The organism is Chloroflexia bacterium SDU3-3 (assembly GCA_009268125.1).
Classification (GTDB): domain Bacteria; phylum Chloroflexota; class Chloroflexia; order Chloroflexales; family Roseiflexaceae; genus SDU3-3.
This window is the reverse complement of the sequence record WBOU01000005.1, coordinates 226,980-247,369: the sequence shown is the minus strand read 5'-3', so window position 1 is coordinate 247,369 and position 20,390 is coordinate 226,980. Positions and strand designations below refer to the sequence as shown.

At 64.1% G+C, this 20,390-nt stretch carries 12 protein-coding genes; 4 read left to right on the top strand and 8 right to left on the bottom strand.

Annotation, left to right across the window (positions count from 1 at the left end; all coding sequences use genetic code 11):
- Window positions 1-42 precede the first annotated feature (42 nt).
- The 6 genes from F8S13_10305 to tatA all read right to left on the bottom strand — a co-directional run bounded on the left by F8S13_10305 (window position 43) and on the right by tatA (window position 7,882).
- Complete coding sequence (locus F8S13_10305; GenBank protein KAB8143399.1) at window positions 43-1,581, bottom strand: ammonium transporter; 1,539 nt, start codon at window positions 1,579-1,581, stop codon at window positions 43-45.
- Between the two features lie 242 nt (window positions 1,582-1,823).
- Window positions 1,824-3,011 (bottom strand): cation:proton antiporter, encoded by a 1,188-nt coding sequence (locus F8S13_10300; GenBank protein ID KAB8143398.1) that lies wholly within the window; start codon window positions 3,009-3,011, stop codon window positions 1,824-1,826.
- A gap of 523 nt (window positions 3,012-3,534) precedes the next feature.
- Window positions 3,535-4,764, bottom strand: a complete 1,230-nt coding sequence (locus tag F8S13_10295; protein KAB8143397.1) for an ammonium transporter — start codon at window positions 4,762-4,764, stop codon at window positions 3,535-3,537.
- Window positions 4,765-5,095: 331 nt separating this feature from the next.
- The gene (locus tag F8S13_10290) at window positions 5,096-6,154 is read right to left on the bottom strand and encodes a [LysW]-lysine hydrolase (GenBank protein KAB8143396.1); all 1,059 of its coding nucleotides are present in this window, start codon (window positions 6,152-6,154) and stop codon (window positions 5,096-5,098) included.
- Window positions 6,155-6,180: 26 nt separating this feature from the next.
- Window positions 6,181-7,479, bottom strand: a complete 1,299-nt coding sequence (gene obgE, locus F8S13_10285) for a GTPase ObgE (protein ID KAB8143395.1) — start codon at window positions 7,477-7,479, stop codon at window positions 6,181-6,183.
- A gap of 217 nt (window positions 7,480-7,696) precedes the next feature.
- On the bottom strand, window positions 7,697-7,882 hold the full coding sequence (gene tatA / locus F8S13_10280) for a twin-arginine translocase TatA/TatE family subunit (protein ID KAB8143394.1): 186 nt from the start codon (window positions 7,880-7,882) through the stop codon (window positions 7,697-7,699).
- Window positions 7,883-8,585: 703 nt separating this feature from the next.
- Between tatA and F8S13_10275 the strand changes: the two genes are divergently transcribed.
- The 3 genes from F8S13_10275 to F8S13_10265 all read left to right on the top strand — a co-directional run bounded on the left by F8S13_10275 (window position 8,586) and on the right by F8S13_10265 (window position 17,362).
- Entirely contained in the window at window positions 8,586-12,188 is a 3,603-nt protein-coding gene (locus F8S13_10275; GenBank protein KAB8143393.1) for a S8 family serine peptidase, read from the top strand.
- Between the two features lie 402 nt (window positions 12,189-12,590).
- On the top strand, window positions 12,591-16,013 hold the full coding sequence (locus F8S13_10270; GenBank protein KAB8143392.1) for a M6 family metalloprotease domain-containing protein: 3,423 nt from the start codon (window positions 12,591-12,593) through the stop codon (window positions 16,011-16,013).
- A 71-nt stretch (window positions 16,014-16,084) separates the two neighbouring features.
- Window positions 16,085-17,362, top strand: a complete 1,278-nt coding sequence (locus F8S13_10265; GenBank protein KAB8143391.1) for a S8 family serine peptidase — start codon at window positions 16,085-16,087, stop codon at window positions 17,360-17,362.
- Between the two features lie 489 nt (window positions 17,363-17,851).
- On the opposite strand, the gene F8S13_10260 is transcribed toward F8S13_10265, so the two are convergent.
- Window positions 17,852-18,538 carry a hypothetical protein gene (locus F8S13_10260; GenBank protein ID KAB8143390.1) on the bottom strand — a complete coding sequence of 229 codons (687 nt, stop codon included), beginning with the start codon at window positions 18,536-18,538 and terminating at the stop codon, window positions 17,852-17,854.
- A 29-nt stretch (window positions 18,539-18,567) separates the two neighbouring features.
- On the opposite strand from F8S13_10260, the gene F8S13_10255 reads away from it, so the two are divergent.
- A complete protein-coding gene (locus tag F8S13_10255; protein KAB8143389.1) occupies window positions 18,568-18,849 on the top strand; it encodes a DUF342 domain-containing protein in 282 nt (93 codons plus the stop codon).
- Window positions 18,850-19,195: 346 nt separating this feature from the next.
- Here the strand turns inward: F8S13_10255 and F8S13_10250 are convergent, their stop codons facing one another.
- Window positions 19,196-20,179 (bottom strand): hypothetical protein, encoded by a 984-nt coding sequence (locus F8S13_10250; GenBank protein KAB8143388.1) that lies wholly within the window; start codon window positions 20,177-20,179, stop codon window positions 19,196-19,198.
- Between the last annotated feature and the right edge of the window lie 211 nt (window positions 20,180-20,390).

The window sequence follows — 20,390 nt, the reverse complement described above, 5'->3', positions numbered from 1 at the left end:
GGGGGGTATGCCCCCAGCCCGATCTTGTTGCCCTATGGAACGCTACTTCTCTGGCGTGATTGCCGAGCTGGCCGCGCCAGTGGCGAAGGTGGGGGTGGGCACCGGGCCAACCTGGCCGCCGGGGACCGGCACATCGGCCACATAGCCCTCCTCGCCCATCTCCGGCATGTCCAGGCCGCCGATCTCGTCGGCCTCGCGGCTGCGCAGCAGCCCGGCCCGCTTCAGCACAGTGAAGAAGGCGTAGGAGAGGCCGAAGACCACGACCGCCACCGAGATCGCCTCCAGGAACTGCGCGCCCAGCTGGCCCACGCCGCCGCCGTAGAACAGGCCGGTGATCGGGGTCGACACACCGTTCCAGCCCGAGGTGTCGGTGTTGCCGACCGAGAACAGGCCGACCGCCAGCACGCCCCACAGGCCGTTCACAAAGTGCACCGGCACCGCGCCTACCGGGTCGTCGATCTTGGCCTTCTCAAGCACGGTGGTGGCCACGCACACCAGCACGCCCGCGATCAGGCCGATGATCACCGCGCCCCAGTTGTCCACGAAGGCGCAGGGGGCCGTGATCGCTACCAGACCGGCCAGGATGCCGTTGACCGACATGCCAGGCGCGGGCTTCTTGGTCGGCCCAAACAGCCACATGTAGGCCATGGCCGAGCAGCCGCCCATCGCGCCCGCCAGCAGCGTGTTGACCGCCGCGATGGTGGTGAGGTTCAGCGGGATGAGGTTGGCCGGGGCCGAGCCGCTCGCCGCATTCACCAGGCCGATGGCCGAGCCGGGGTTGAAGCCGAACCAGCCGAAGAACAGGATCACGGTGCCCAGCACGCCCATCGGGATGTTGTGGCCGGGGATGGTGTTGGCGCTGCCGTCCTTGTTGAAGCGGCCAATGCGCGGGCCGATCACCATAGCGATCGCCAGGCCCACCGCGCCGCCGGTGGTGTGCACCACGCCCGACCCGGCGAAGTCTACCGCGCCGTTGCCGATCCCAGCCGAGCGGCCCAGGTTTTGCAGCCAGCCGCCGCCCCAGATCCAGTTGCCGACCAGCGGGTAGACCAACATGCTCACCCACAGGCTCATCAGCACGAAGCCGATAAACTTCAGGCGCTCTGCGCCCGAGCCAGTGGGGATGGTGGCCGCGGTGTCCATGAAGACCATCTGGAAGAGGAAGAAGGCGAAGATGCCCGCCAGACTTAGCGGGATGCCCTGCAGGAAGAAGCCCGAGAGGCCGAGGAACCCGGCCTGATCGCCGATGCGCAGGCCGCTGGACAGCAGCGGGTTGCCCGCCGCATCTGCCCACGAGCCGATGGTGATGGGCGAGAAGGCCCACGCGCCGTTTGCGCCCGCCTGGGGGTAGGTGTAGTTGACCGCGCCGAACTCGAATGCGAAACCGCAGATCCAGTAGCCGATCGCGCCGATACAGAACACCATCATGTTCATCATCATGGTGTGCGCGACATTCTTTGCGCGGGTGAATCCCGTCTCCACCAATGCGAACCCAGCCTGCATGAAAAATACCAGGAAGCCTGCGAGCAGCAGCCACAGCGTATTCGCTGCGATCGTGAGAAGCGAGAGTTGCTCTTCCATAGGGGGATTCTCCTTAATGATCCTCGTTGTAGTCAGCGAGCGGATGGAGCGCCCATCGCGCCACAAGATCACAACGACCCTTTGGCATCTTGGCCGAGCCATCGGACGGGGATGGCTGCAGCGGCGGCCCGACCGCTGCTGGGTAGGTGCGGGAAACCTCCTTCATGCGCTAGGGATCAAGCGTGGATCACAAGCCAATAAGCACGAAGCGCCACGTGCGTGGCGCTTAGGATCGGTCAAGGTCAGTCGCCTGCGATTGCGGCCTCAACTGGATCGGTGGGCTGTGGCCGGGCGATGTAGGCCAGCCGTAGCAGGGGCGGTGTGACCAGCGTCGTGGCGAGCGTGACCACGATCAGCACCGAGAACAGGTTGGCATCGAGCAGCCCTGCCGCCAGCCCCGCGCCCGCCAGCACCAGCGCCACCTCGCCGCGCGAGATCATGCCGCAGCCGATGATGAACGACTTGGCGCGGTCGATGCCGCCCGCCAGCGCGCCGAAGCCGCAGCCCACCACCTTGCTGGCGATGGCGAGCACGATCAGCAGTATGGCCAGCCCAGGCAGCAGCACCAGACCCTGCATGCTGGCCTGGAGGCCGATGTTGATGAAAAACACGGGGATGAAGAAGGCGTAGCCCACCGCCGAGGTGCCCTCGTGGACAATATGGCCCTCTTTGGCGTGCCGCGCCACGATCACGCCCAGCAGGTAGGCACCGGTGATGGTGGCTACGCTGCCCAGCGCCTCGGCAGCCCAGGCGTACACCAGCACCATACCGAAGATGATCGCGAGGCCAGCCTCGCGCTGGTGCAGCTTCTTCTCCCAGCGGATGATGTAGGGCACCACCTTGTCGCCGAGGAACCACGCGATCGGGAAAAACAGCGCCATCTTGCCAACCGTCAGCAGGATATTGCCCTCGCCCGAGAGCGCCAGCACAAAGGCGAAGACCAGCACGCCCAGCACATCGTCGATGATCGCCGCGCCGAGGATGATCGACCCCTCGCGGGAGCGCAGCCGACCAAGCTCGCGCAGCGTCTGCGCCGAGATGCTGACGCTGGTGGCGGTGAGCACCGCGCCCAAGAACAGCGCGTGGTGCCACTCCATCCCGAAGGCCACGCCCACGCCCAGGCCCGCCAGCAGCGGCAGGATAACCCCACCTACCGCCGTGAGCAGGGACGCCTTGCCCACGGTCTTCATTGCGGCGACATCGGTCTCAAGCCCGGCCATAAACATCAGCAGGATCACGCCGATGTCGGCGATGGTCTGCAGGATCTCGTTTGGGTGGAGCAGCCCAAGCACCGATGGCCCCAGCACCAACCCGAGCACCAGCTCGCCGAATACGGCTGGCAGTCCAAAACGCATGCTGATCTGGGCCGCAAACTTTGCGCCAATGAGGATGGCTGCAAGTGGAAGCAGGAGACGTATGGTTTCACCCATAGCTTGTTGTTCCCGAAAACAACAACACCGCAGGCCGTGTGGTGGGCCTTCGGTGTTGCATCAGTGCATCATATTGTGTTTGGGGGTATCTGAGGTGGTATCATACGCCGCTCGTTTCGGCGGCGCTAGGGGTAGAAAATATGGAAAACCCACCCTTCCTTTTGTGCAATACCACCAATTAAACCGGTGGTAGCTGACGGATTGCCCATGGTTCGAGCGAAGATGACGAAAAAAGCCCCGAGCCTCTTAGATCAAGAGGCTCGGGGCTTTCTGCGCTGGCTCTGGCGAGCTAGCCTAGGAGGCAGTGGCGGTGGGTGCCAGCGCCACGCTGTCGTCGCCGCTCACCATGTGGGCGATCGTTGGCTCGTTGGAGCTAGGAAGCACGGCCCACAGGGCAACCATCGCAACGAACATAACCAGCGCGAGTACAGTTGTGATGTCCATTGGTTTCCTCCGTATGGTTTAGCGTTTATCAGGTAAATGTCCGGTCGATTATGGAGCTAGATAGGTGCTATTTGTAAGGCTAGACCTGGTAGGCCACCTCGCCGTGCTGGCTGGCGTCGAGGCCCTGCTTCTCCTCCTCCTCGGTGACGCGCAGGCCAAGGGTCGCGTCCAGCACCTTGAGCAGGATGAAGGTGACCGCCGCGGCGTAGACCACCGCCACCACCACTGCGATCGCCTGGGTGAGCAGCAGGCTAGGGTTGCCGTAGAGCAGGCCGTCGGCACCGGCGGAGTTGACCGTCTTGGTGGCGAAGATGCCCGTGGCCAGCGCGCCGATGATGCCGCCAACACCGTGGACACCGAACACATCCAGCGAGTCGTCGACCCGACCGCGCACCACATACTCGACGGCGAAGAAGCAGCCCACGCCCGCCAGGAAGCCGATGATCAGCGCGGCCATCGGGGTGACGAAGCCAGCGGCGGGAGTGATGCCCACCAGGCCCGCGACCGCGCCCGCCGCCGCGCCCATCACGCTGGGCTGCTTGTGGCGGATCCAGCTGGCCGTGACCCAGGCCAGCGCGGCCATGGCTGCGGCGATGTTGGTGTTCACAAAGGCCTCGACGGCCAGCCCGCCGATGCCCAGCGCGCTACCGGCGTTGAAGCCGAACCAGCCGAACCATAGGATCGCCGTGCCGATGATGGTGAGCGTGGCATTATGCGGCTGCATCGGCTCGGTGCCGTAGCCCGAGCGCTTGCCCAGCACCAGCGCGCACACCAGCGCCGAGATGCCCGAGGTGATGTGGATGACGGTGCCGCCCGCGAAATCGAGCGCGCCCAGGCCGCGCAGCCAGCCGCCCACCGCCCAGACCCAGTGGGCCATTGGGGCGTAGACCAGGGTAGACCACAGCAGCGAGAAGAGCACGAAGGTCTTGAAGCGCTTGCGCTCGGCGAATGCGCCCGAGATCAGCGCCGGGGTGATGACGGCGAACATCATCTGGAAGACCATAAACGCCTGGTGGGGGATGGTGGCCGCGTAGTCGGCGTTCGGCTCGACGCCCACGCCGTTCAGCCCCACCCAGGACAGGCTGCCGATGATGCCGCCCTGCGACGGGCCAAATGCCAGCGAGTAGCCCCAGAGCACCCATTCCACGCTGATCAGCGCGAGGAGAAAGAAGCTGTGCATGATGGTCGAGAGTACGTTTTTGCCACGTACCATGCCACCATAGAACAGGCCGAGTCCTGGTGTCATGAGCATGACGAGGGCTGATGAGATCAGTACCCATGCCGTGTCTGCGCCGTTGATGTTCTCCATCTCGCCTCTCTTTGTGGTTGATCTACGAACACTGCCAAAAGAAAACGCCAACCCAACGGTTCTTCGTTGAGGTGGCGTGCTTCACCGCATACCAGCCGCAGATTATTTTTCAAACTTGTGTATTTCAGACATTTGTGGTTCGTTTGTAAGATACTCCCAGCAGCCCGCCTTACGCTACGGCGATTTGGTACGAAATACCAGTGGGTGATTTGGGCAAAATGTATAAAGAACACTTAACAAGAGGATCTGGCGGCTGGCAGAGGGCTTTGGGAGGGTGCGAGGGGATGCAAAAGGCGCACAGGCATGGCCTGTGCGCCCTGGCCGAGGTAGGCTAGGCTAGTGTGGTGCCAAGCTGGCGCAGCGCGGCCACCAGCACATCGATGGCGCGCAGGTACTCATCTACCGCCACATGCTCGTTCGGGGTGTGGTCGAGGTTCGAGTCGCCTGGGCCGTAGGCCAGGATGGGGCACTTCCACACTGGCCCGACCACGTTCATGTCGGATGTGCCAGTCTTGAGCAGGAAGCCGGGCGTGCCGCCCGCGCCGCGCACGCCCTTGAGGAAGGCGCGCACCAGCGGCGAGTTCTTTTCGCCCTGGTAGGCGTGGCAGCCATCGTGGAAGTGGATGCTGCCCGCGCCCGCCAGCTCGGTGAGCTTGGCGGCCAGCTCGGGCGGGGGCATGTCCTCGGGCAGGCGGATGCCCACCACCACCGTGGCCCAGTCGGTCAGGCCATCGCTGCCCGAGTTGATCGCGCGCAGCGACGGCAGCAGCTGATCGAACAGGCGCTGCCTGCTGGCGTTGAAGCTGGCGCACAGCGCGGCCACATCGTTCCAGAAGGCCACGGCCCGCTCGGTCACGGCGGCCTCGCGGCCAGCGCTGTGGGCCATGCCCTGCTCCCAGCGGGCGTCGGCCAGGATGCGCCCCTTGTAGCCTAGGGTCAGCCGATCCCAGCCGCTCGGCTCGCCGATCACGCAGGCGGCGGGGCGGTGGCGCTCGACGATGTGGTGGGCGCCCTTGGATGTGGCGGCCTCCTCCTCCACCGCGCCCACCAGCACCAGCTTGTAGGGCAGCGGCTCGCCCTGGGCCAGCCGCGCCGCCGCGCTCACGAAGGTGGCGAACGGCCCCTTGGCATCCACCGCGCCGCGCCCGTAGAGCATGCCGTCCTCGATCCGCACCGGCACCACGCCAGGCACGGTGTCGATATGGCCCAGCAGCACTACCTCTGGCCCCTGGCCCAGCTCGCCCACCGCGTTGCCCGCGCCATCCACATAGGCGTGCAGCCCGCTGGCCTGCATCTGGGCCACCAGGTACTGCGCCACATCCTGCTCCTGCCCCGAGACGCTGGGGATGCGCAGCATCTGCTCAAGCAGGCCTACCGCGTCGAATGCCATGTCGCTCTTCTTTCCACGCAGCGGGGCTAGGCCCCGTACTCATCCGACCAGAGCAGCTCGGCCTTCTCGATGAAGACGGTGTCGCCCTCCTTCACGCCAGCCGCCAGCAGCGCCCTGGTGATGCCGGTGGCCTCCAGCACGCGCTGGAGCCGCAGCAGCGACTCGGGCTGGGCAAAGTTGGTCATCGACACCAGCCGCTCGATGCGTTTGCCCTCGACGCGGTAGCCGCCATCCACCTGCTCCACCGAATAGGCGCGGTCGTCCACCACGGGCACGTTCCACTCCAGCAGCTCCTCGCGCACCTCGCTGGTCTGTCGTGGCGACTGGGCCAGCAGGCCGGCCACGCTGCGGATCAGCTCGTCGGTGCCCTGGCGGGTGGCGGCGGAGATAGTGAAGACCTGCTCGGGCGGCAGCTCGATCACCTCGCGCAGGCGGGGGATGTGCTCCTCGGCCTCAGGCAGATCGGCCTTGTTCAGCGCCACCATGCGCGGGCGCTCGGCCAGCTCGGGCTGGTACTCGTTCAGCTCGTTCAGGATGATCCGGTAGTCCTCGACCGGGTCGCGCCCGTCGGTGCCCGCCGCATCCACCACGTGGATGAGCATGCCGGTACGCTCGATGTGGCGCAGGAAGTCGAAGCCTAGGCCCACGCCCTGGTGCGCGCCCTCGATGATGCCGGGGATGTCGGCGATCACGAACGAGAAGTCGCCCACCAGCGCCACGCCTAGGTTGGGCTGCAGCGTGGTGAAGGGGTAGTTGGCGATCTTGGGCCGCGCCGCGCTCACCGCGCTGATCAGCGAGGACTTCCCGGCGTTGGGGAAGCCTACCAGGCCCACGTCGGCGATCAGCTTCAGCTCCAGCTCCAGCGTGAGCTCTTGGCCCGGCTCGCCCAGCTCGGCGATCTTGGGGGCCTGGTGGGTGGAGGTGGTGAAGTGCACGTTGCCTAACCCTCCCTTGCCTCCTCTTGCAGCCAGAAGGCGCATGCCCGGCTGCTCCAGATCGACCTCGTAGACCTGGCCGTCGATCTCGGTGCGCACCACGGTGCCAGGTGGCACCGGGATGAACAGGTCGTCGCCGTTGCGCCCGTGCTTTTTGGTCGATCCGCCGTTGTCGCCGTTTTTGGCCACAAACTTGCGGTCGTTCTGGAACCGCTGGAGCGTGTTGAGGTGCTTGTCGACCACCAGATACACGCTGCCGCCGCGCCCGCCGTCGCCGCCATCCGGCCCGCCGCGGGGCACAAACTTCTCGCGCCGGAAGGTGGCCATGCCGTCGCCGCCGGTGCCTGCGCGCACCAAGATCTGCGCGCGGTCAAAAAATTCTGCACTCATATAGGGGTTGTGTGTGTTGCCGCCACTACACAGGGCACCGGCGGCGATAGCGAAAAAAAGCTGTACCGCGAGCCTAAACAGCTTGCGCGTTGGCAGGCGCAAGGTGGATCGAGGCGATGGCACACCAGAAGTGGCGACGCCTCTTCCCGTTCAGGCCGCTGGTACAGCGACAGGACAACGTAAACAGGCCACATGCCAAAGGCGCTGTGGCGACCGACTATGCCTTCTGATCGTCCTTATTGGGCGCGCTCGATGCCGCAGACGAGTCGTCGCGCACGGCCTGCTTGAACTCTTTGATGCTGCCACCCAGTGCGCCGCCGATACCACGGAGCCGGCTCGCGCCAAATAGCACAACCACAATCACAAGGATGATAATCAGTTCGACTGGCCCGAGGCTAGGCATAGCCGTTCTCCTTCATAAAGTAGATATCGGCCATAGATTTGCGGCATGGCAAGCACGCCGCCCTATGGGCTTCCGACCTAGGTATTATACCGTATGGATAGGGGCTGTCAATTAAAGCGCACCTAAGTCCCCAGGGCCTATGCATTCTGTATGATGATGTTTTGCCTAGGGCCTCTTGATGGTGAATCGGTTTTCTCCCCTTCGTGTTTTCGTGGCATCGTTCTCTTTTTCTCCTTGGAGCCTTGGAGCCTTGGAGCCTTGGTGGTAAACATGTCTACCGAACGAGAACGCATAGGCCTTGTTGATCCGAGTGGTCAACTTGACAATCTGGCGAAAATACGCATAATACTCCGAACTCTCATTTTTTCATTAAGTTCTGACACCGAAGTTGCCCAGTATGGATGTCGTCGATAGATTCCATGCTGGTTTTCTGCTATCGCCCGAGCGGTAGATTCGATCAAATATCGCCTGTATAGGCTGGTTCTGCATATTTTGTTGTGGGAAGCGCATGGGAACGATATGCTCGTATCCCTTCGGTTGGTATACCCTGGTGATGCCAAACGGTATCTACTCTGCCTTACGATAATGAAGTGGTCTTCAGCACAAAGCTGCTGTTATCTATAGCTTTTTATGGATAGAAAGGACTGTTCGCTCGTCGGAGGCTGGTTTCTTGGAGTTGTTTTCTCATAGCCAAGGGTAACCCATGAGACATCTTTTCCGCTCACTGGCAACGGTTGTGATCCTTGCCAGCATGGTGCCGCTTACCGCATCGGCCCAACACACACAGCCGCCAACCGTGCGCGATTCGCAAAAGCTGGCGGGCGCTGAGCTTGCCGCGAAGATCCCCCCGAGCCTGCAGCAGGCCAAGGGTGATGTACAGGTTCTGCTGGAGCTGAAGACCCCCCCTACCTTCCAGGTGGCGATCGAGGGTAAATCTCGTGGTTTTTCCCAGAATGCCATCGCTGCCGCGCAGCGAAGCCAGCTGGCCACGATCAAGGGCGAGCAGTCGGCCCTGCAGAGCGCTCTGACGAGCGCTGGCGCGAAGACGATCTATACCTCGCAGCGTGTCTACAACGGCGTGGCGGTGATGGTGGATGCCGCCAAGCTCTCCACCCTGTCCTCGCTCAGCAGTGTGAAGGCCATCCATCGCCTGACACCAAAGCAGCTCGACAACTCGATCAGCGTGCCCGAGATCGGCGCGCCGCAGCTGTGGAATACCACTGGCGCAAATGTGACCGGCACGGGCATCCGCGTTGGCATCATCGATACGGGCATCGACTACACCCACGCCAACTTTGGCGGCACCAAGGACTACGCCGCCAATGATGGTGCGGTGATCGAGCCTGGCTCGTTCCCCACGGCCAAGGTGGCGGGCGGCACCGATCTGGCTGGCGACGACTACAACGCCGACCCGACATCGCCGAGCTACCAGCCGGTTCCTCACCCCGATGCCGACCCGCTAGATTGCTCGGCGGATGACGGCGGCGGCCATGGCTCGCATGTGGCGGGCACCGTGGCTGGCCTGGGCGTCACCACAGCTGGCAATACCTACGCCGGCCCCTACAACAGCTCGCTCGACTTCTCGCTTTCCTCATTCAAGATCGGCCCTGGCGTAGCCCCTGGCGCATTGCTGTATGGCATCCGCGTGTTTGGCTGCGATGGCTCGACCAACCTGGTGGTGCCAGCGCTGGACTATGCGATCGACCCCAATGGCGACGGCGACACTAGCGATCACCTGGATGTGGTGAACATGTCGCTTGGCTCGGGCTACTCGGGCTATGACGACCTGGATACCGACCCTGATGCGGTGGCCAGCGAGCGCGCAGTGAGTGCTGGTGTGGTGGTGGTGGCCTCGTCGGGTAACGCGTACGATACCCACTACATCACTGGCTCGCCTGGCTCTGCCGCCAGCGTGATCAGCGTGGCCTCCTCGGTCGATGCAGCGGACATTATGGATTCGATGCACGTGACCGCCGACTCCGAGGCGCTGGCTGATACGCTGCAGCCTATCTCCTTCTCGGCGGCCTACGCCTGGGATTCCGCGCCCGGCTTCACGGGCGATATTGTCTACCCTCCCACCCAGCGCGATGGCTGCGCGGCCTTCACCACGGCGAACAAGGCCCTGCTGAACGGCAAGATCGCCCTGCTGGACTGGACCGACCCAAGCTGCGGCGGCTCGGTCGCGCGCACAGGGAATGCGGTGGCTGCTGGTGCCAAGGGCGTTATCTTGGTCGACAACACCGACGTGTTTGATCTGAGCATCACGGGTAGCTCGGTTGCGCCCTCGGCCTCGATGCCCAAGGCCACCGGCGCTGCGATCAAGGCGGCTCTGGCCGCTGGCAAGCGTGTCACGGCTACCTTTGACAAGGCCTACCGTGGCACGGGCCAGTACGGCTTCCCTGGTCAGAGCGACACCCTGTCCGACTTTTCCTCGATGGGGCCGCGCCGAGATGGCCTGCTGAAGCCCGATATTGCCGCCCCCGGCCAGGGTATCTTCTCCACCCGCTCGGGCTCGAACACTGGGGGCGAGAGCCTGAATGGCACCTCGATGGCCGCGCCACAAATCGCAGGCTCGCTGGCGCTGCTGCGCCAGCTGCACCCCGGCTGGAGCGTGCAGGAGCTGAAGGCGCTGGCCATGAACACGGCGAAGAACGACGTGCGCTCGGCGGTTGCCAGCAACTCGCCGATCTTCGGCCCCACCCGCATGGGCGCTGGCCGCGTGGATCTGGTGAATGCCGCCAACGACTCGGTGCTGATCTATAACAAAGAGCAGCCGAATGTGGTCGGCGTGTCGTTCGGCACGTTGGAGATCACCGAGGCGATCACGCTGCAGAAGCAGGCCACGGTCGAGAACAAAGGTGCCAGCTCGGTCACCTACGATCTCAGCTATGTGGCGGCGGCCAGCATCCCAGGCGTCGCGTACACGGTCAGCCCCGCGCAGGTGACGGTGGCGGCGGGCGCGAGCGTGGATGTGACGATCACGCTGACGGTGGATCCCGCGCAGCTGAACCACGCGCTCAGCCCCTCGGAGAATTCGACCCAGGTCGGCTATGCCCGCAACTGGATCAGCGAGGCCCAGGGCTACCTGAAGCTTGTGCCGACCACGGCGGCATCCGAGCTGCGCCTGCCGGTGTACGCCGCGCCGCGCATCACATCCACCATGCAGGCATCCGATAGCGAGGTCGAGCTGACGGGGGCTGCCTCGCAGGATGTGTCGATTGACCTGACGGGCGAGGGCTTTGATACGGGCTTGGCGGCCGATGACACCTTCTCCCTCGTCTCGGCCTTCGAGCTGGCCTACACCAGCCCCGATGCTGGCAGTACTGGCGTCGCGCGCGCCTCCGACATCCAGCACGTGGGTGTTTCTAGCACCTATGCCCCTGACCTGTCGATCGATGACACCAAACTGTATTTCTTGGTTTCGGGCTACGGTAGCTGGGATTCGCCAAATATCGTTGACTACGAGATCTTCATCGATTCGGACAACGATGGCTTCTATGACTATGTGCTCTACAACAACTCGATCAAGCAGAACACCAGCCCGACGGATGTCTTCGTCACCAGCCTCTACGACTACTCGGTGGGGGCAAGCTCGGCAGTCGGCTACCTCAACTTTGCCAGCGGTGCGATTGACCAAGCGCCCTATCACACCAACGCGATGGTTTTGGGCGCTGACGCTGCCGATCTGGGCCTGACCGACAGCAACAGCACCTTCACCTACTCGGTGGCGACCTACTCGAAGCTCACTGGCAACTTGGTCGATTCGACCCCGGATCTGGTCTACAACCCGGCCACTCCTGGCGTGCAGTTCAGCGGCGGTATCGTCGAGGGCATACCGCTCTTTGTGGACTACCAGGGCGAGACTATCCCGGCGGTCTACAACCGCGCGGCCTACGCCGACAACGACACGCAGGGCATCGTACTCTTCCACATGCACAACGCCGAGGGCAACAAGCTGGAGGTGATCGACCTTGTCGAGCCGACGCCGACCTCGACGCCGACTTCGACCGGGACCGTGACGACCACGCCGACGGCGACGGCGACAGGCACGGTGACGACGACACCGACCACGCCGACCGCGACGGGCACGGTGACGACGACACCGACCACGCCGACCGCAACAGGCACGGTGACGACGACACCGACCACGCCGACCGCGACGGGCACGGTGACGACGACACCGACCACGCCGACCGCGACAGGCACGGTGACAACCACACCCACCACGCCGACCGCGACGCCGGTGACGCCGACGCCGGGTGGCGGGCCGAACAGCTTTATCTACCTGCCGCTGGTCACGCGCTAGCATGATCGCAGCTAGGTGGTTGCTGGTAGGATGATCTCCTAACAAAACGCACCGTGCGAGAACCCTTTCTCACATGGTGCGTTTTGTGCTAGTGGCTGTGCTGTGAAGCTGGCTCTGGTGGTGAAAAGTGCACTAAAGGTGGGCTAATGCCAGATCAATATGCTTTGGGCTTCTTTCTCTTTGTGCATTTTTACGGCCGTCGACTAGTTGACAAAAAAAACAACCGCGCATACTATCTATTTTATTCCATTCATTCTCATCACCTTATCACCCCATATTGCCTTCAGCGTGGCGATGGTGCTGCTGCTGTTTCATTCTGATCCATCCTTGCTAGTGTACGAGCTTTGCAAAAGGCCGCTTTCGCTAGGTGTGTAGGCCTTCATACTCAGAAGGAGCATTGGCTTGAAACGATCACTGTCCTATGTGTGGTCTCGCACCGCAGCCCTGATGGTGCTGGGCTTAACATGCTCGCTGGTCGCCGCCCCTGCGGCCCAGGCCCAGCGCGCGCCCCAAGAAGATGGCCCCGGCGCGGCAGCCACGCCAACCACATCGGGCCGCTCGCTTGACCTCAAGCGCGACCTGAGCCTCCAGCCCCCGCGTGAGACGCTGCTTGGCGCGATTGCCCGCAGCCAGCTGGGGGCCGGTGCATCGGCGGCGCAGCTGGCCCAGAAGCGCGAGGAGCTGCTGGACAGCTGGAACGCCGAGCACTACCACGGCCCCAACGCTGCTGCCTACGCCAAGCTGCAGCAGAACGAGCAGCGCGCGCTGGCCGCCAACAGCAGCCCCAAGGCCATGGGCCTGGGCGTGGAGGGCACCCTGCGCCTGTTCGCGGTGATGGTGGATTTCGGCGGCACCGACACCGCCACCGCCTTCTCGCACCGCACCTCGGTGGATGACCCGACCTGCATCACCGAGAATGTGACGGCCACCGGCCCGCTGCACAACCAGATCCCCTCGCCCGGCCCGCTGGATAACTTCACGTTCTGGCAGCCGAGCTTCGAGCGCGAGTACTACGAGAAGCTGGTGTTCTCTACCGAGGGCATCACCGAGCGCGTGCGGCTCGACCTGACCGACCCCGAGGATGGCAAGCCCGGCATCAACCTGGCCGGCCAGACCATGCGCAACTACTACGAGGAGGTCTCGGGCGGCCACGTGCAGTTCGACGGTGGCCCCAAGGGCGTGATCGGCTGGGTGACGCTGCCGCACTCCGAGGCCTACTACGGCGCGAGCGCCTGCTACGATGGTGAGTCTGCGGATATGGCCGATATGGACGGCCTGCCCAGCAACCCCTACTTCGGCAGTGGCCCCAAGGCCCTGATCGCCGACCTGATCACCGAGATCAACAAGGCCGACCCCAGCTTCCCCTGGAAGGACTACGACACCGATGGCGATGGCCTGATCGACCACGTGGTGATCTTCCACGCTGGCAAGGACAAGTCGTCGGGCGGCGGCGTGCAGGGCTACCAGGCGCTGTGGGCGCACCGCTCTAGCGTGCCTCAGAACGACCCCAACTTTGTCGCCCACACTAAAGACCCCAGCGACCCGACCGACCGCGACATCCGCTTTAATGGCTACACCCTGCAGTACGAGGATGTGGAGACCGGCGTGCTGGTGCACGAGTTCGGCCACGACCTCGGCCTGCCCGACCTGTACGACACCTCGCGCGCGGGCGAGAGCAACGTGGTGTGGTGGGATCTGATGAGCACCGGCAGCAACACCGGCAAGCTGATCGGCACCCACCCGACCCACATGAGCGCCTGGGACAAATACGCCCTCGGCTGGGCCGACTACAAGGTGGTCGAGCCGTCGGCGGCACCGCAGGAGCTGAAGCTGGGCCAGACCTCGAACCCGCCAGCGGGCACCACCCAGGCGGTGCGCGTGAACCTGCCGCCCAACCATGTCACCTATACCGAGCTGCAGGGTAGCAGCAACCAGGCGTGGTGGTCGAACAATGACCAGAACGGTGCGCAGAACACCATCACCCGTGATCTCAGCCTGGCTGGCCGGAGCGCCCCGCTCACGCTGAAGTTCGACATCGATCACGAGATCGAGGAGGACTGGGACTACCTGTTCGTCGAGGTTTCGACCAATGGCGGCACCACCTACACCACGCTGCCGGGCGTGATCGACGGCACCGCCGACCCATCCACCGTGGGCGGGCCGAGCTACACCGACCCGAACGGCAACCTCAAGCGCTTCGCCTACGAGAATGCCTACGCCTACACCGGCTCCAGCGGCGGCTGGGAGCGCGTGGCGCACGATCTCTCGGCCTACGCTGGCCAGAATATCAAGCTGCGCTTCCGCTACAACACCGATGAGGCCTCGCTCCTGCGCGGCTCGTTCATCGACAACATTGTGGTGCGCGAGGGTATCACGGCGATCTTCAGCGACGGAATCGAGAGCAGCGACCTGAAGGGCTGGGTGCCTGCCGTTGCCGCCGGTATTCCGGGCGAGACGCTGGGCGCTGGCTGGGGCTTCTCGGATGGCACGCAGGAGTTCCCCGAGTACTACCTGCTGGAGTGGCGCAATACCGATGGCTTCGACCGAGGCCTGAAGTATGGCTACAACACGATCTTCTCGGATATCACCGCCGATGGCCGCGAGCAGTTCCGCGTCGACCACACGCCGGTTAACGCCCCCGGCCTGCTGGTCTGGCTGCGCGATAGCCGCTATGGCGTCGACCCGTTTGGCGCGACCAACGCGCCGATCGCCACCCTGGAGGATCTGCCCAGCGAAGGCCCCAAGGGCGGCCTGCTGATCGTGGATGCCAACCCGCAGCCGCTGCGCGGCCCCAGGAACGGCAAGATCACCACCGGCGTGGGCACTTTCCCCTACGCGCCAGGCAACAACTGGAGCGGGCGCGTGCAGGCGATCAACAGCGCCTTCAACCTGCAGGGTTCGCCTGCGGTCACGCTGACGCTGGCCTCGCTGATCGGCTCCGACTATGTGTATACGCCCACCCTGCAGGCCGCGCTGCCTGCGGTCAACGGCTTCCACGATGCGCTGGGCTACTACCCAGGCGTCGAACGGCTGGATACGGCGGTGGCCACTTCGGCTGTGCGCGCGCGGCGCTTTGCGCTGAGCGACCCCGACGCCAGCGTGGTCGTGCCAGCTTCGGGTTACTACTCGCCCAAGACGCCTGCCGAGTTCGTGGCCGATTCCGAGGGCACGACGCCGAGCGCCTACGAGACGATCTATAGCGCCGATATTGTGAACTTCTTGGATCTTGGTTCGACCGCTGGAGTAGTGGTGACGGGCCAGCACAGCGGTAACCCCGGCTCGACCAACCTGCAGTACGGCTACCACTTCGAGGTGGTTGGCCAGGCCGACAACGGCTCGTACGGCACCATCCGGGTGTACAACACCAAGACGGCGGCGGACTCGTCGGCTACGATCACTCCTGATGGCGGCATCACCGACCCGGTGACAGTGAAGGTGGTGGGCCAGAACGTGGGCAGCCCGGCCAAGCTCACGGTGTACAGCGACTTTGACGAGGCGGCTGCCACCTATGTGGAAGGCAGCGCCAGCGATGGCGCGGTGCCGGTGAAGGCCACCCTGTCCCAGGTGCAGCAGATCCTGGCGACTAAGGGCGTGGCTGGCCTGGATGCGGTGCGCGCCGCACCCGGCGAGGCGATCGCTGTGGTGCTGACCGGCAGCGCGACGATCGACAGCGGGGCCAAGGTGAGCTTCAGCTACAAGCTGACCCGCACCACCATGCTGGCGGTCCGGGTGCAGAACAAGGTCGAGGTCAACGATGGGGCCTTCACATCGCTGCGCCTTGAGCAGTTCGGCAAGATCAACTTCCTGCCGATCTCGTCGAAGTAAGACCGCATGCGTGGCGTGCCGAGGCCCACTGGGCCTCGGCACGCTTTTTGTGTTCTGAGGGGTCTATGCCTGTGCATCTGTCTCTTTTCTGCCTGTGCGCGCTGATCTGCGCCGCCGCTACCCCCGCTGCTGCCGCGCCCGCGCCGCCGCCCGACATCCGCCCCGGCGCGGTGCTGGTGCGCCTGCGCCCAGGGGCTAGCGCCGCAGGTGTGGCTCGGCTGCTGCCCCCGGATGCCGCGCTGGATGCGGCCCTTGCCCAGGACATGCTGAGCGTGCAGGTGCCGGTGGGCGGCGAGCGCGCCTACGCCGCCCGCATGGCCGCGCTGCCCGGGGTGGCCGTGGCCCAGCCCGACCACCGCCTGGCGGCCCAGGCTCTGCCCGACGACCCGCTGCTGGCCTCGCAGTGGGCGATCGGCCAGATCCACGCCGCCGAGGCCTGGGATGTGGTCACTTCCACGCTGGATGTGCCGATCGCTGTGCTGGACACCGGCGCGCAGCTTGACCACCCCGATCTGGCCGGGCAGCTCTGGCAGAACCCCGGCGAGGCCGCGGGGAACGGGCTAGATGACGATGGCAACGGCCTGATCGACGATACCTCGGGCTGGCACTTCTACCACGTGGTCAGCAACTTCCAGAGCTACGCCCGCGACGACGCCGACCTGGCCGACCCCGATGGCCACGGCACCCACGTGGCGGGCATCATCGCGGCGCGCGGCGACAACGGCCAGGGCACCAGCGGGCTGGCCTGGCGCGCGCGGCTGATGGTGCTGCGGGTGCTGGATGCCGACCGCAGCGGCTGGGAATCGGATGTGATCCGGGGGCTGGGCTACGCCGTGGAGCACGGCGCGCGGGTGGTGAATATGAGCCTGGGCTTCGACGCGCCCAGCCCGCTGCTGGCCGACGCCGTGGCCCAGGCCGAGGCGCGCGGGGTGGTGGTGGTGGCGGCGGCTGGCAACAGCGGCGCGGTGCTCTACCCGGCGGCCTACCCCAGCGTGCTGAGCGTGGGTGCGAGCGACGCGGCGGGCTTGCGGGCCAGCTTCTCGGCATCCGGCCCGCGCCTCGATCTGCTGGCCCCCGGCCAGGGCATCCTCAGCACCTGGCGCGACGGCGGCTTCTACGCCATGTCGGGCACATCCATGGCGGCCCCTCACGTGGCGGGCGTGGCGGCGCTGGTGCTGGAGCGCTACCCGCAGACCACGCCCGCCCAGCTGCGCGGCTGCCTGCTGCGCAGCGCGCAGGGTGTGGGCGCGGCGGGCCGCGACGACGATACCGGCTGGGGGATCGTGGATGCCGGGGCGGCGCTGCGCACATGCGGCGGGCAGGTGTTCTTGCCGCTGCTGGGGCGGTAGCGCGTGCGGCGCGCTGCCGATCATTGTGGGCGGGCGGCCCGCCCCTCAGCAGGTATCATTTTCATGGATGGGCTTTTGGATGCGGTAAAGCGTGCGAACTGCGTGCCAGATTAGACCATGTACAGCGCATCATCGCCTGCAAACCAGTTTCAAAATAAGTACTGCCACACCTTACCCACCCGGCCCATGCGGCGAAGGTGCTGCGCGTGTTTTGATGGCCATATGCACGAACACTAGCAGCTAGCGAACAGCACGGGAATGCCTCAAATTGGGGGTTCGAAGGGGGCGATGCCCCCTCGCGGGGTTGCTAGGGGCAGGCCCCTAGCCGCTGCCCGCGTAGGGCACGCACCCACCAACCACAAGGAACCATCATCATCGAAGCCGCAACGGTCAGCCCGACCGGGCAATGCTGCAAGCATAGTCTACGGTCGGGCTGACCCCAAAACGACGCAGAACCAGCCTCAAAAGTGAGCGGCCTACTGCGTCCCTCTACAGCCCCAGCTTGTCGAGCAGATCGGGGCGGGCGCGCATGTGGACTTTGGCCACGGTGGCCAGCTGGCTCACCCACTGGTCGAGGGCGCGCTCGGCGGCGTTCAGGGCGGCGGTGCTGGCCTTGGCCTCGGCCTTGCGCACCTCCTGGGCGGCGTCGGCCTGGGCCAGCGCCAGAACCTGCTCGCGCTCGCTCGCGAGCCGCGCGGCGGGGTAGCCCACGGTGGCCAGCTTCTCCAGCACGTCGGGGCGGGCCAGCGCCCCATCGTAGAGGCTGCGGGCGTGGGCCAGGAAGGCGGCCTGCGATTTGCTTGGCTGGCGTGAGGCCTTTTCTTCGGGTGTTTTGACCGTACCAAAAGCGGCATATTGTCGCATGTCCAATGCCCGCAGCACCCCCGCATCTTTCCCAAACAGCGACCGCACAATTTTCTCTAGCCCACTCACCTGTATCTTCATGGCTTTCATCTGATCTTGTAGGGCCTTGGTTGCATTGATGCGCCTGCCTTGGGCCTGATTCGCATGGTTGAGCGCGGCAATGTGGGCGTCATGGAGCGCCCTGCCCTGGGCGATGACGTCGCTGGTGTAACCGGCCTCCTCTAGAGCATGCTGGAGGTCGGGGTTTTCGGCGATGGTGTTGAATAGCTTGGTCGATTGTCCCTCACGCGTGATGTCAGTGAGCTGCGGCACCGTTTTCTCCTTCATGAACTGATAACTCGTTGGATGAGAGGCTGAACTCGTTGGATGAGAGGCTGAACTCGTTGGATGAGAGGCTGAACTCGTTGGATGAAGGCTTGAACTCGTTGGATGAAGGCTTGAACTCGTTGGATGAGAGGCTGAACTCGTTGGATGAAGACTTGAACTCGTTGGATGAAGACTTGAACTCGTTGGATGAGAGGCTGAACTCGTTGGATGAAGACTTGAACTCGTTGGATGAGAGGCTGAACTCGTTGGATGAGCGGTATTTTTCTGAAATGGCAGCGCGGGGCCTATCGCGATAGCGCTGTATTGCCTCTGAGATAGCGCATATCTTGTAGAGAAGTATAGATAGAATGCAAGAAAAGGCAAGGAAGCTTTGACACCCGATCTATGTTTTGCCTGCGAGATAGGCCATGTGATGATGTGGCGACGCCGATCATTATAGACGGGCACAAGGCCCGCCCATGGCGTTCTTCGCATGCCCGCCCGATGCCATCCATGGCGTAGGGGCGGGTCTCGTGCCCGCCCCCATCAAAGATCGCCGCGCGCATGGTCTTCCTGTGCAATGCCCACGGCGCGACGCGATGCCGATCATCGCAGGTGGACACGAGTCCCGCCCCTACGGTGGTGTTTCGCTGTTGTTTTGGCTTAGGAACTCCCGTTGCGTACGATCTCGAAGGTACTGCCTTGGTGGCGTATATAGAGGCTATCAGCTTCTTTTATTGCCCAGCCCTCATGCTTGGAAGCAGCCCCAGCCGTCATCTCATAGAGGCCTTCCTTCTCAAGCTGCACATCGATGGTGAACTGCTTGGCGATGCCTTCTTCAAGCGGGGCGTGATAGATTTCCTGCCCTGCCATCAGGCGCATATGTGGCGTTACCCAGAACCACACTTCGATATCGGGGAGCGAAATGGTCGAGGTCACGGTCATAACATAGCGGATGGTGCGCTGGGCGGGGTCGAGAACCTGCGCATCAAGGCGCACCGTAGCCAGCGATGGTGGCTTCACCGCTGTAGGCGTTGGCGTGGTGGGCGCTACCGTTGGCAGCTCAGGCCGAGCGGTGGGGGGCGGTGGCCGATGCTGTGTGGGGTGCGGCAGTTCATCGCGCGAGATCGCGAAGGTGCCTTCCTGCTGTCGTACATACAAGGCGTCACTATTGCCGGAGCCTGTCGTGCCAGCCCATGCCACCATATCATAGGTGCCTTCTTCCTCCAGCTGCACATCGATGGCGAACTGCTTAGCGATGCCTTCTTCGAGCGGGGTGTGATCGGTTGCCTGCCCTGCCACTAAGCGCATATGTGGTGTTATCCAGAACGATGCCTCGATATCGGGGAGCGAAATGGCCGATGTTACGGTCATAACATAGCGGATGGTGCTCTGAGCGGGGTCGAGGACCTGCGCATCAAGGCGCACCGTAATCGGTGTTTTTGGGGCCACCATCTCACTGATCGCAGCTGGCTGGGCAGAGGGGATCGTTGGTGTGCTAGGCGCTGCCGTCGGCTCGGGGGCGAGGGGAGCGAGGGTGGTAGGCGCTGCTGTGGGCTGCGATGCTGCCTGCGATACCTGGCCGCCACACCCGGCGAGCGACCACACGATGAAGCTGGCAACCAGTATTCTGGGCAAACCGAGCATAACCGCCTCCTGTGCATCTATTCACGTCTATCTCCTGAGAGGACGCGTGATTGATGCGACAGGTTCCCAGGCAGCATCGAATGCGGCCCGCGCTATGGCCCTGCCTACGGGGTAGGGGCAGCGCTGAGCGCTGGGCGTGGTGATGTTGGCCTTGACCACAGCGCAACACACGATGCGATATGGGCGATAGAGGCACCCTCGATCAACAAGC